Consider the following 13,883-nt stretch of genomic DNA (forward strand, 5'->3'; position numbering starts at 1 on the left):
TAGTGAAAGGAGGAGAGACGATGGCAGGAACTATTAAGGGCATCACCATTGAAATCGGCGGAGATACCCAACCCTTACAAAATGCCTTAAAGGGAGTGAACAAGGCGTCGAGTGAAGCCACTAAAGAATTAAGACAGATTGATAAATCCCTGAAATTTGATACAGGTAATGTCACTCTTTTAATGCAAAAACAGGAAGTTTTGGCTAAACAAGTCGAGACCACAAAAGAAAAGTTAGCTACCCTTCGTCAAGCTCAGTCACAAGTAGAAGCTCAATTTAAAGCAGGAAACATTGGCGCAGACCAGTACCGTGCTTTTCAAAGGGAGATTGAAACCACCCAGAATGTTCTCAACAGTTATGAAGGTCAACTAGATAGCGTTTCAAAAACCTTAGCTGAAAATGGTACACAGGTTGAAAGTAATAAGTCCAAGTTGAATGCTCTTCAAAGTGAACAAGCCCAGTTGGTATCTGAAAGTGAAAAACTCAATAGTTCCTTCAAGTTACAAGAATCTGCCCTTGGTTCAGCCGCCAGCGAATCGGATAAACTGAGTCTTGCGCAGAAAAAGATGGCTTCTAATTCAGAAATCCTTGAAAGACAAATCCATAATCTGGAGCAACAACTTTCTCTCACCAAGGCTGAGTATAGTGAACATTCGGTTGAAGCCAATAAACTTGAAAAAACACTCAACGAAACAAAAATAGCCTATAACAATCTCCAGCATGAAATGGAGGAAATGGCATCCAGTTCTCATTCTGTTCAAGACAGTCTATCAGAAACCAACAATCTTCTTAAAGCTGATCTTCTTGCGGAGTTTGGGGATAGATTGGGAGAGGTGTCCCAGAAGTTGATTGACTTTGGTGGACAGACCCTTGATGCCTTTTTAGAGGTTGATGAGGGGATGGATATCATTGTCACAAAAACTGGAGCAACAGGTTCAGCTTTGGAAGAGATGACAGCTATCGCAAAGCGGCTAGCGACGGAGATTCCAACAGATTTTCAGACTGCAGGTAGTGCCGTAGGGGAGTTGAATACGCAGTTTGGGTTAACAGGAGATGCCCTTAAAACGGCTTCCACTCAACTCATCGAATTCTCTGAAATCAATGGTAGTGATGTTTCAAGCTCTGCGATTTCCGCAAAACAAGCCATTGAAGCTTATGGTCTTGAAGCCACTGATTTAACAAGGGTTCTCGATACGGTTACCTATACCAGTCAAGCTACTGGTGTTGGTGTTCAGGAATTGATGGATAAGGCAGTGGCTGGAGCACCACAAATAAAATCTCTTGGACTGTCCTTTGATGATGGCGTGACCTTAATGGGGCGTTTTGAGAAGGCTGGTGTTGATTCATCAGCGGCTCTCTCTTCTCTATCAAAAGCAGCGGTTGCCTATGCCAAAGATGGATTAACCTTAAAAGATGGGCTGGCAAGAACTGTTGAACAAATCAAGCAGTCTACCAGTGAAACAGAATCCTTATCGCTTGCCTCTGACATTTTCGGAAGCAAAGCTGCTCCAAGAATGGTGGATGCCATCAAGCGTGGTGCTTTATCTTTTGAGGACTTGGCAGGTACGGCTGAGAAAGCTAAGGGGATTGTCACTCAAACCTATGAAGGAACGCTAGACCCTATTGATCAATTCACAACGGCTCAAAATTCTGCCACGTTAGCGATGGCTGAGATAGGGGATGCCATTGCCGCAACTCTAGCTCCCATCCTAGAGGTACTTGCGAGTTTACTTCAAGCCGTGGCAACATGGTTCTCTGGATTATCAGAACCTGTGAAACAGTTTATCGTCATTGTTGGAAGCTTAGTTGCTGGATTAGGCTTACTTTTACCAGTCTTTCTAGCTTTACAAGCAGCCGCAATGGCAATGGGGACAACGATTGTAGGGATGATGACAGCTGCAGCTCCTATCATTGGTATAGTGCTTGGTATCATTGCAGTGATTGCTTTACTTGTTGTTGCTCTCCAACAACTCTGGCAACATAACGAAGTTTTCCGAACGGCAGTTACAGACATTTGGACGGCTATTTCTAGCTTTATCTCAACTGTGATACAGGAAATTTCCAGCTTTATTATGTCCATTTGGGGGCTACTCACTTCTTGGTGGAGAGAAAACCAAGAGATGATACTCGATGCTGCAACTACCGTATGGAATGCCATTTCATCGGTTATTACAACAGTGATGACCATTCTTGGATCTCTTATTCAAGCTGGTTGGGAGAATATCCAACTGATTATCACAACTGTTTGGGACATGATAAAGATAGTGGTTGAGACTGCTCTCAATGTGGTTCTTGGCATCATTAAAGCAGTCATGCAGATTATAACTGGTGATTGGGCTGGCAGCTGGGAAACGATTAAGCAGGTTTTATCTACGGCATGGGAGGGAATTACATCCCTTATTTCCCTAGCATTAAACTTCATTGCCCAGTATATAACCACCGCATGGACAGGTATCAAAAATACGATTTCAACTTTACTCTCAGCCATTAGCTCTATCATCTCATCCATATGGTCAGCTATTCAAACGACACTATCCAGTGTCCTGTCTACGATTGGTTCAATTGTTTCAACGATATGGAATGGTATCAAAAACACTGTGTCTAGTATCTTGAATGGGATATCACATACAGTTTCGTCCGTTTGGAATGGCGTGAAAAATACTATTTCCAACGCTATCAATGGGGCAAAAGATGCGGTAAGCTCTGCCATCAACGCTATCAAAAATCTCTTTAACTTTCAGATTCGGTGGTCGCATATTCCTTTGCCTCATTTTCGAGTGAGTGGTTCAGCCAATCCGCTTGATTGGTTGAAGGGAAATCTTCCAAGCATTGGGATTGACTGGTATGCGAAAGGTGGGATTTTAACCAAGCCAACCGCCTTTGGGATGACTGGTCATCGTTTAATGGTGGGTGGTGAAGCTGGAAAAGAAGCTGTTCTTCCATTAAATGAACAAACACTGGGTGCTATTGGTCGAGGAATCGCAAAGACCATGACAAGCAATCTACCAACCATTCACATCACCATTACAGGAAATACCGTAAGAGAAGAGGCTGACCTCCATCGTCTTGCGGAGATGGTTGGAGAGAAACTAGTGTATGAGCTTGAGCGACAACAAGGATTGAGAGGAGTGAGACCATGATTCGACACAATGCATTAACCATTGGTGGAGTATCCACGGCAAGTTTTCCTTTTAAGGTTATCGTGGGAGATAGCCCATCTATTACAGTGAGTGAGAGTAAAACTCAATTGATAGAACACCAAGGCTTATCAGGAGCTGTTCTTCAAAGCAATCCTCATCGAAGTGTCATGGAGTTGAGCTACACTCTTTATTTGGTAAAACCGAGTGAAGAGCAGTTGTATACCTTTTTGAAGTTGTTTTTGAAGGAGGGATTCTGGCTTGAGAATGCTAGTTTCAAGACAATACGCTTTTGGTGCTACAAGGTTCACCATACTCCAGTTCAGAAGGATAAGCTAGGAGTATATGAAACCAAGGTTACCTTTTCTTGTCACCCAACCAAGTGGTTTAAAACGACAATCCCGCAGGTATTTAGAACTAGTGGTACTTTACGTTGTCAGGGTTCAGCTATTGCTTTTCCTAAAATCACCATAAGTGGTAACTCAAGTAATGAAACTAGCTTTACGATTGGGGATGATGTCATTCGCTTGGAGAGACTACAGGAAACGCTCATTATGGACAATAATCCCAGTAAGCCCAGTTTTAAGACACAAAGAGGTCAGCTTATCAAATGGGCTGGCGATTTTATTTCCATTGATGCAGGCAGAAATGACTCAGTTGGAGTTGTCCTTGGTCCAGGCATCACATCATTAACCATAGAAACGAATTGGGGGTGGGCTTAGTGCTATCATTAGTAGACAAAACAGTACGAACGGCAAAATGGCATGGGAAACCACTACCTGAGACCATTAAGGCCAGCGTCAAAGAAAGTTTGAATGGGGATTTTGTTCTTAACTTTACTTATCCAATCACGGATAGCGGTTTGTATCGTGACCTCAAAGAGGACTATCTTATTCGTAGTCCAGTTCCAGTATTAGGGCATCAGTTGTTTCGAATAAAGAAAGTTATTGAAGGAGATACCAGTCTTGAGGTGACGACTTATCATATTTCAGACGACATCATGACGAGGCTTGTAGCACCCTTTAGGTGTGAACAAGTGCCGTGTGCAACAGCTCTATCGAGCTTGGTCATGGCAAGCAAGTCATCATTGGGTGATTTTTCCTTTACCAGTGATATTGTCAGGAACAGGATCTACACAGCTGATGAAGAACAAACCCTTTATTCAGCTCTTCTTGATGGGAAACATTCTATCCTTGGTACTTGGGAGGGAGAATTGGTTCGAGATAATCTTGCCCTAGCTATAAAGGCAGAGCGAGGGCAAGACCGTGGTGTGGTCATCTCAACCCACTACAATCTGAAAAAGTATCAACGAACCAAGGAAAGCTCCCAGATAATCACTCGAATTCATGCGATTTCTACCTTCAAACAGGAGGGGCAGGATAGTGAAATGGTTCTTAAAGTAACAGTAGATAGTCCCTTGATTAACTCCTATCCTTTCATCAATGAGGTCACTTATACCAATAATACCCTAAAAACTCGTCAGGAGTTGCTCGAGTGGGCTAGAAGCAAGTTTCGCTTAGAGGGAATTGATCAGCCCAAAGATGCCATCGTCATTGAAGCATTTGAGTTGGATGGTCAATCCGTTCATCTAGGTGATACAGTCACCTTAAAAAGCAAACTGCATGGAATTGATATGAGGAAGAAAGCTGTCGCTTATGACTATGATCCACTGGCTAAGCGTTACCGTACCATTACCTTTGATGATAAGGCAAGTATTGGTTCAAGTAAATCAAGCGGTAGCTTATCCACTTTAGCAAATACTCTCATTGATGGAAACAAGCGTAGTGAAGCTGTCGCTATTGAACGTGCGATTGAAAATGCCAACAGAGCTTTTGAAGCAGAATTTGACAAACGTAAAGTAGCCATTGAAGATGCCATTGAACAGGCTCAAAGTCATGGAGAAGTCTATGCGGACCGAATAAAGGCGGGCATTGATACGGAATTATCAGCCATTAACCAACGAATGCGAACCCATGAAGAGGAAAACAATCGAACAACTCGAGATTTATTGGCAAAGGCTGGGGCAAACACCAACCTAGTAACAGAAGCCAAACAGAAGGCAGAGCAGGCTCAAACTGGGGCAACTGAAGCCCTTAGAAGGGCAGAACAAGCCAAGCTTGATGCCATTCAAGAAGTTAGCCGCCTAACTCTAACAGAGCGAACACAAACAGAGACAAAGATTGCGACGGCTAAATCTCAGGCGATTTCGGAAGCTAGCCGATTGATTGAAGCGACAAAAACTCTATTCAGTGGCCAGTTGGCTACAGTAAGTACCAATTTCTCACAAACCAAAGAAGATATTAAACTTCTTGCCAGTAAGCACTTAGTGGATAGTTTGACAGGGCGGATAACGAGTGCCGAATCAAGCATTCGGCTACAGGCAGACCAAATTGCCCAACGTGTTCGAACCAGTGATTTTGACCAAGCCAAACAAAGGATAGCGACTGCAGAATCAACCATCACGCAATTGGGGAATCGCATCACAACTGAAATCAGTGAGACTATCGCAAAGATACCGACGAATCTAGATGGATTGAATCTAATGACGGGTACTCGTGATTGGACCAATAAAGGAAATGCTTGGCATTTAGGAAATCATTGGACGACTGAGTCGGAGACTTTCAGAGGGCTGGTTGTTCGTTCGACACAAGCGGGATTCAATGGTAGCCATCAGAATATCCTTGTGAAAGCAGGAGATGTCATTACCTTTAGCTTTTATGCCAAAGCCAATCAGCCGCTTTCTTCTATCAAGGTTTCAGTGAGCTGGACAGGCTCTAGTGTCTATCGTGCACCAGTCGCAAGAGTTAGAGAGTCTGATGATAAGATATCTATCACAAGTGATTGGACACGATACTGGAAAACAGTTCATGTGCTATCCGATGGATCGCTTCAATTTCGGACGGAATACAATGGTAGCTCGATTCCAAATGGGAATAGATTCTACGTAGCTGGTTTGAAAGTCGCTAAAAGTTTATTAGATACTGGCTATTCAGAAAATCCAGCAGATATTTCTGGTGAATTGACAAGTCAACGGACACTCATCACGCAAACAGCCGTTGGTGTGGAGCAGGTTTCTACGAGACTAACCGAGGCAAGTGGAAAGCTTTCGAGAGCAGAAACTCAGATTCGGCAATTAGTTTCAGATGTTTCCTCAAAGGTTAGTCAAACAGATTTCAATGCTATTAAACAAACTGTCGAAGGACATACGACCTCCATCCAACAGACGCACCAATCGATTTTGCTTAAAGCAGATAAGACTGTACTTGAAGGTGTTAAAACGACAGCAGGCAATGCCTTGGCGAAGGCAAATACAAACGCAAGTCAGATCACTCAAACCAAGGCAGATTTACGACTTACCAATGACGCTATTTCACAGAAAGTGGCAAAGACTGATTTTAATACCTTAACTGGTCGAGTAGCCAGTGCAGAAACTACTATCCGAACACAGGCTGGGCAAATTGAACAACGGCTAACGAGTACGCAAGTTGAATCAGCTATTAACTCAAAAGGCTACCAAACTAAAGCACAGGTTGATTCCAATATTACTGGTCGTGGCTATCTTACAACTAGTTCTCTACAATCCTATGCGACCACAACCAGTGTGCAGAATCTGGTCAAAACAACCTCTGATAGTTTTACTCAGCGAATCAGTCAGACGGAAAGCAGAATCCCTACTTCAGTTTCGCATCGGAACTTGATAGCTGGAACATCCGACAGATGGAGTGCTTATCAGACAATAAATACCAATAGCAACTGGATCGCATCATTGGGAAGAGTTCAATTTGGAGACAGTAGTGGCATTTACGTTGGGTCAAAGGTTCATTTATATGTTCATATCTCAGCGGATGAGATTACATTTGACCCTGCAGTGACGAATCGTTCTATGAGACTCCAAGGTCCAATTTTGGATAGTCAGAATTCTTGGACGTGGACCAACTGGCATTTGTACCACCCTTTCTACAATAAATGGAGCAGCAATCTTACAACTGGTAACAACTATCGGTTGATAAAACTGACCACCACTATCACTCAAGAGATGTATCAACATTCTAAAGGCTTTGAACTCCAAGTCAGAATTGATGGTGTTAAGGATGGAAAGTTCCACTTTAGAGCCTTGATGGTATCAACTGGTGATATCTTTCCAGACTACTGGACACCATCGTTAGAAGACTTTACGACAGTGACAGCTTTTCATGAAGTGCGGGATACTTTAAGTAGTCACACTCGAACAATTGGAGATCACACCAATCAAATCAGCCAAGTTGTTCAAACAGCTAGTGGGATTGTGACACGAGTTGGCAATTTAGAAACCAGTCGGGCAACAACTGCGGCTGTTAATGCCATTCAAACTCAGGTTGCAACACTCGCAGGGTCGTGGTCTGTACGCAATTTGACTAGTGCTGGAACGATACTAAATCAGCTTAATCTCAATAAAGACGGAACGGTTAAGATTGATGGCAAATTAGTCCAAATAACCGGTACGACTTATATTCAAGATAGCGTGATATCCTCCAGCAAAATCGCAAGTCTAGATGCAGGGAAGATTACGTCTGGTATCATCTCCGCAGCTCGAATTGGTGCAGAAGCCATTACGGCTGATAAGTTAAAAGTTGACCAAGCTTTCTTTAACAAGTTTATGGCCAATGATGCGTATCTTCGACAACTCTTTGCGAAGAATGTCTTTATCACCCAAGTACAGGCAGTGACACTTTCTGCCAACAAACTATCTGGAGGCATTCTAACGGCTACAAATGGAGCCATGAAGATTAATCTAAACCAAGGGAATATCAAGTTCTTCACAAATTCTCCTTCCATATCACGGGAGGTCTCAGGATATCCCCATCAATGGGTTTCTTTTGAGACTGGAACATCAAATGGCAAGCCCTGAGGTGTTACCGTTATCGGTTCGAACCGCTGGAACAATTGGAATGCCAATGACGGTGGCTTTGTCGGTATTCGTGCTTGGAATGGCGCAAATGATGACCAAATTGATATTGTTGGTGATAAGGTCAGGTTAGCGAGTTCACCCTATACCAATCCAGACGGTTGGGACGTTGTCACTCTTCCAAATCAACTCAATATCGATGCCCATCGAGCAGCAGATAGACCAACCTCTGTAATGAATATTGGCGATATTCGACTGTATCGAAACACATCCACCTATGTCAGTTTGAAGGATGTCCTTCATCAATTCAATCACAATTTTAAACACTTAGTCAATATCACAGGTCGAGGGGATGTTCTTCTGACTTGGGATACCATCAAATAAAGGAGATTTTACATGAATCTAGAACAAATAAACCAATCTTTAAAACTAACCATTCAAGAGCTTGTCACAAAGCTATCTGATGAAATCACTGCTAAGAATCTCATTGCCATCCAATTGGTGGAAAGAGATGAGGAGCTTAGCTTATTGCGTAAAGAAAAACAGGAATTGATGGAGCTGTTAGAAGTTCAGACGAAACCTGAAGAAGAGAAAGGAGAATAGGTCCTATGGCACTACTCAATATTGACAAAGTAACAGAACCATTTGATTTAGGAACCGCTCTATCGTATATGCGAAAGAATGGTGAGTTTATCCGTTGTAAGACGCTTGAACAGGACTTTTACATGTACTTAGAAGAGTCACGACGACCTGCCATTAAAAATGGCAAGCGACAGTTGGTTACAACTGAAACAGTTTGGGCATTTAATCAGTGGGGCAGCACTGCATTAACCTTGAATATCTCTGACCTCTTTCATGATTGTTTCTATCTCATGCGGTTTGATGAGAATGGTCAACCAGATTGGTCAGACCCAACTGTTGAAGAAGAAAAGCGAATAGAAAGAGAGGTGGCAGATGAAGGAATTAGTAACCCTCAATAAACTCCTTTTTTCTACGATAGGGGGATTTGTCGGAAGTCTATTTGGGGAGTTGGATGGTATCTTATATGCCCTCCTTGTCTTCATCGTTATTGACTATCTAACAGGAATTTTTGCGGCAGTTGTTGAGAAACAGCTATCAAGTAGTATCGGTTTTCGTGGCATCTTTAAAAAGATAGCCATTTTATGTTTAGTTTCCATTGGTTATTTGATTGATACAGCGATTATCAAACAAGGTGGGGCGATTCGGACAATGGTGATCTTCTTCTACCTCAGCAATGAAGGATTCAGTATTTTGGAGAATACCGTTCGAATTGGCTTGCCTATTCCAGAGAAACTACAAGAAATTTTAAAACAAATCAACGAGAGGTAAACAGATATGGGTAAACATTTAGTTATTTGTGGTCATGGGCAAGGGCGGACAGTCTATGACCCAGGAGCAGTGAATACCAAATTAGGTATCACAGAAGCTGGCAAAGTACGTGAGTTAGCTAAGCTCATGTCCAAGTACAGCGGTCAAACCATCGACTACATCACGGACCAAAATGTCTATGATTATAAGTCGTTGGCAAGTCTTGGGAAAGGCTATGACTCTATTACTGAGCTGCACTTCAATTCCTTTAATGGTACGGCACGAGGGACGGAAGTCCTTATTCAATCTTCTTTGACGGCAGACAAGGAGGACATGGCTATTCTATCTACTCTTGGGCGCTATTTTCCAAATCGAGGAATTAAGAAAGTTGACTGGCTGTATAATGCCAATGAAGCAGCTAGCCGTGGTTATACTTATCGTTTGGTGGAGATTGCCTTTATCGATAATGAAGAGGACATGGCGATTTTTGAAAGCAAGAAAGAGGAAATTGCGAAGGGTCTCGTTTCAGCTATTACACAAGAGGAGGTGAAGAACATTGTTTCGGCACCACCCAGTAATCAAGAAGGACAGCCCAATTCTTCTACCAGCCCTATCTATCGCGTTGGGGATAGCGTTCGTGTGTTACCTCATGCGACTCATTATCAAACGGGTCAAGTCATCTCTAACTGGGTCAGGGGAAAAGTCTATAAAATCCTCCGAGTCAAAGAGGTAAAGCAATCAAGAAGTAAGAGAGCCTACCTCCTTGAAGGAATTCAGTCGTGGGTGTTAGAACAGGATGTGGAAGGTACAAGTCTTGGTGATTCCGAACAAACTTATACGGCTCAAAAGGGGGATACCTATTATGGAATTGCCAGAAAGTTTGGGCAGCCTGTTGATGCTTTATTAGCCTTAAATGGTCTGAAGAAAACAGATATTCTAAAAATTGGACAAACTCTAAAAGTCAATGCGGCATCAAGGACAACAACTGCTATTCCAACCAGTATGCCACAACGTGTGATTGCGTCAGCTCTATCTAAGGTTGGTCAAAAAGTAACTGTGCCAAGTAACCCTTATGGCGGTCAGTGTGTTGCTTTGGCGGATAAGATTGTTCAAGAGTTGACGGACAAGAATCTGTCTTACACCAATGCGATTGACTGTTTGAAAAAAGCCAAATCAAACGGTTTTCCAGTGATTTATGATGCTTGGGGAGTAAATCCGAAAGCGGGTGATTTCTACGTTATTGATACAGTCGGACACCCCTTTGGTCATATTGGTATCTGTGTGACCGACTCTGATGGGCAAGATATTGATGGGGTAGAGCAGAATATCGATGGCTATTCAGATCTTAACAAGAATGGCATTAACGACCAATTGGAGCTTGGTGGTGGAGGTATTACTCGACGAGTCAAACGAGTCTGGATGGCGGATGGCTCACTCTACGATTCAACTGGTACGGTCAAACTGGGTAAAGTCATTGGTTGGTTCAGATTAGGATAATAGTTCTTAAGTCTGGTGGAAACATCAGGCTTTATTTTTTGCTTTTTTTCTTAAAAGTGCAGAAAAATCGCGCTCAAATGTACTTGGTAAGGTAGGAAGAATAATTTGCATTCCAATCACTATTGGCATACTACATTATGGTCGAGATAGTTGGTCTGATAACTTGACTTATCTCTTGATTAGAGTGATATATAGTGTACATATAATATAGGAAGGAGACGACATGGGTATTACTGTGATACAGGCTAAAACGAATCAGAAGAAGCAACGAGTTTGTGCTTATGTGCGGGTTTCTACGATGAATAGCCGTCAGTTGGATTCTCTTGGGAATCAGAAAGTAGCTTTTGAGCGACTTTATAGTCATCGTGAGGATGTGGATTTCCTTGGTGTTTACTCTGATAAAGGGATTTCAGGTTCAAAAGAAGAACGACCTTATTTTCAAGCTATGCTTGAGGAATGTCGGAAAGGGCATATCGACCTTATTCACACCAAATCGATTTCACGCTTTGCGAGAAATACGCTGACTGTTCTTGAAGTGAGTCGAGAGTTGAAAACACTTGGTGTGGATATTTTCTTTGAGGAGCAGAATATTCATACACTATCGAGTGAGGGTGAAGTCATGCTTTCAGTGCTAGCAAGTTTAGCTGAGGAAGAATTGCGGAGTATGAGTGCCAATCAGCATTGGGCATTTCAGAAGAAGTTTCAACGTGGCGAATTGATCATCAATACTAAACGATTTTTAGGATATGATGTAAACGAAAGTGGTGAGCTCATCATCAATGAGCGAGAAGCGGAGATTGTTCGAAGAATCTATCAACTTTATTTGAGCGGTATGGGGATGCATCGGATTGCGAAACTCTTCAATAAAGAGGGAGTTCCGACGGTAACAGGTGGTAGATGGCATGATACGACGATAAAAAATATCCTCAGTAATGAAAAGTATAAAGGATCAGCTCTTCTTCAAAAATATTTCCATGATGGTGTGCATGGCCCAAAACGATTGAACCAAGGTCAATTGACACAATATTTGATTGAGGACAATCATGAAGCAATTGTCTCAATAGAGGATTGGCAAAAGGTACAAGATAGGATGGGCAGAGGAACTTGGAATCGTGATACTAATCGATGCTATCCGTTTACGAGTATGCTTAAATGCCAATATTGTGGGTCAACGCTTAAGCGACAAATATCTTACAAGAAACAGATTGTTTGGTGTTGTTCTAAATACATCAAAGAAGGAAAAAGTTCTTGTCAGGGGATGCGTGTAGCAGAGAAGGCTATTGCACATTGGACACTTCGCAAACCAGTCACCGTTTTAGAAAGGAGAGAGAATGGTCAAAAACATTACGATTATTCCAGCCAAGAGGGTGGACGTCAGTATTACGAACAAGACCCAACCCAAAATCAAGGTGGCAGCCTACTGTCGGGTATCCACCGACCAAGACGAACAGCTATCAAGTTATGAGAACCAGGTCCAATATTATCGAGACTATATTTTACAGCATGAAGACTATGAGTTAGTTGATATCTATGCGGATGAAGGCATCTCAGCAACCAACACTAAAAAGCGTGATGCCTTTAATCGACTGATACAAGATTGTAGGGAAGGCAAGATTGACCGTATCCTAGTGAAGTCCATTTCTCGATTTGCCAGAAACACCTTGGACTGTATCCAATATGTCCGTGAGTTGAAAGAACTGGGGATTGGAGTTACCTTTGAGAAAGAAAATATTGATAGCCTTGACTCGAAAGGCGAGGTACTTCTCACCATTTTATCTTCCCTTGCCCAAGATGAGTCACGCTCTATTTCAGAGAATGCGACTTGGGGTATTCGAAAGAAGTTTGAACGTGGTGAAGTCCGTGTGAATACGACCAAGTTCATGGGATATGACAAGGATGAGAACGGGAAATTAGTCATTAATCCTGAGCAAGCAGAAGTGGTGAAGTACATCTATAATCAGTTTCTCAAAGGGTATAACTCAGAAAGTATTGCCAAAGAATTGAACCAAAATCATGTCAAAGGCTGGTCTGGAAAAGCTAACTGGTATCCCAGTTCAATTCTAAAAATGCTTCAGAACGAGAAGTACAAAGGTGATGCCCTTCTTCAGAAAACCTATACAGTTGACTTTCTAACCAAGAAACGTAGTGCCAATCAAGGTCAAGTGAATCAATACTATGTGGAACATAGTCATGATGCGATTATTGATTCGGAAACATGGGAGATGGTTCAATTAGAAATAGCTAGACGAAAATCCTACCGAAAAGAGCATCAGATTAAGTCTTACATCATGCAAGGTGACAATAATCCCTTTGCGACTAAGGTATTTTGTGCGGAATGTGGTTCAGCCTTTGGCAGAAAGAACTGGACGACCAGTAGAGGCAAACGCAAAGTATGGCAGTGTAATAACCGCTATAAGCTCAAAGGGGTGATAGGTTGTCATAATAATCATATTGACGAAGAAATGCTTGAGAAAGCCTTTATGAAGGCAGTTGAGTTATTGCAAGAAAATAGAACGGACGTAGTGGATAAGTGGCAAGGTCTAGAGAATGGAGATGATCTTCTCCATAAGCACTATGCCAAGCAGATGTATCAGTTACTGGATTTAGATCAGTTTGATGGAAAAGTGATGAATCAGGTTCTCGACCACATCAGCATTTCAGAAGATGGGCAAATTATGGCAGTTTTTCTCGAAGGAACTGAAGTAGAGTTATAGAGGCTGTAAGACAGTAGTTTTTACTATTGTCTTACAGCCTTTTTTGTGTTTTTGTGGTAAAATTATTTAAGAATAGTACTTTTATTAGTATGTGAAAGTGATCTAGAATAAAAAATTAAATCGTGTTGATAATTTAAAATTTATCATTTTAGGAGGTAAAATGTTTAAAATAGAGGAATCAGGTTTTTATGATAATGGTAGTTCATTTTTCATCAATGGAGGATTACAAGATCAAAGTCTTGTAGACATTTTGCCACTCATTCAACATGAGACGGTACATCATCGAATTTTTCATACCTCTTCGTTAGGATTATGATTATT

10 protein-coding genes are annotated in these 13,883 nt (G+C 42.0%); all 10 read left to right on the forward strand.

What is annotated here, in order from left to right:
* Positions 1 to 20: 20 nt before the first annotated feature.
* The 10 genes from NXS10_RS00900 (at position 21) to NXS10_RS00945 (ending at position 13,878) form a co-directional block, all read left to right on the forward strand.
* The gene (locus NXS10_RS00900; protein WP_259136659.1) at positions 21 to 3,140 is read left to right on the forward strand and encodes a phage tail tape measure protein; all 3,120 of its coding nucleotides are present in this window, start codon (positions 21 to 23) and stop codon (positions 3,138 to 3,140) included.
* On the forward strand, positions 3,137 to 3,859 hold the full coding sequence (locus NXS10_RS00905) for a phage tail protein (RefSeq protein ID WP_259136661.1): 723 nt from the start codon (positions 3,137 to 3,139) through the stop codon (positions 3,857 to 3,859). Before NXS10_RS00900 ends, NXS10_RS00905 begins: the two co-directional genes overlap by 4 nt.
* Positions 3,859 to 8,025: a phage tail spike protein gene (locus NXS10_RS00910; protein WP_259136663.1), complete on the forward strand. Its 4,167-nt coding sequence runs from the start codon at positions 3,859 to 3,861 to the stop codon at positions 8,023 to 8,025. Before NXS10_RS00905 ends, NXS10_RS00910 begins: the two co-directional genes overlap by 1 nt.
* A 393-nt stretch (positions 8,026 to 8,418) precedes the next feature.
* The gene (locus tag NXS10_RS00915; RefSeq protein ID WP_259136665.1) at positions 8,419 to 8,625 is read left to right on the forward strand and encodes a hypothetical protein; all 207 of its coding nucleotides are present in this window, start codon (positions 8,419 to 8,421) and stop codon (positions 8,623 to 8,625) included.
* Positions 8,626 to 8,630: 5 nt separating this feature from the next.
* The gene (locus NXS10_RS00920) at positions 8,631 to 9,002 is read left to right on the forward strand and encodes a hypothetical protein (RefSeq protein WP_259136667.1); all 372 of its coding nucleotides are present in this window, start codon (positions 8,631 to 8,633) and stop codon (positions 9,000 to 9,002) included.
* Positions 8,977 to 9,372, forward strand: coding sequence for a phage holin family protein (locus NXS10_RS00925; RefSeq protein WP_259136669.1), 396 nt, complete (start codon positions 8,977 to 8,979; stop codon positions 9,370 to 9,372). Before NXS10_RS00920 ends, NXS10_RS00925 begins: the two co-directional genes overlap by 26 nt.
* 6 nt (positions 9,373 to 9,378) lie before the next feature.
* Positions 9,379 to 10,848 (forward strand): LysM peptidoglycan-binding domain-containing protein, encoded by a 1,470-nt coding sequence (locus tag NXS10_RS00930; protein WP_259136671.1) that lies wholly within the window; start codon positions 9,379 to 9,381, stop codon positions 10,846 to 10,848.
* Between the two features lie 223 nt (positions 10,849 to 11,071).
* Positions 11,072 to 12,313 carry a recombinase family protein gene (locus NXS10_RS00935; protein ID WP_259136673.1) on the forward strand — a complete coding sequence of 414 codons (1,242 nt, stop codon included), beginning with the start codon at positions 11,072 to 11,074 and terminating at the stop codon, positions 12,311 to 12,313.
* Complete coding sequence (locus NXS10_RS00940; protein ID WP_444544871.1) at positions 12,216 to 13,562, forward strand: recombinase family protein; 1,347 nt, start codon at positions 12,216 to 12,218, stop codon at positions 13,560 to 13,562. Before NXS10_RS00935 ends, NXS10_RS00940 begins: the two co-directional genes overlap by 98 nt.
* Before the next feature lie 160 nt (positions 13,563 to 13,722).
* Positions 13,723 to 13,878 carry a hypothetical protein gene (locus NXS10_RS00945; protein WP_259136674.1) on the forward strand — a complete coding sequence of 52 codons (156 nt, stop codon included), beginning with the start codon at positions 13,723 to 13,725 and terminating at the stop codon, positions 13,876 to 13,878.
* Positions 13,879 to 13,883: the final 5 nt, after the last annotated feature.

Origin of the sequence: Streptococcus sciuri (genome assembly GCF_024814375.1) — a bacterium.
In the GTDB taxonomy this organism is placed as follows: domain Bacteria; phylum Bacillota; class Bacilli; order Lactobacillales; family Streptococcaceae; genus Streptococcus; species Streptococcus sciuri.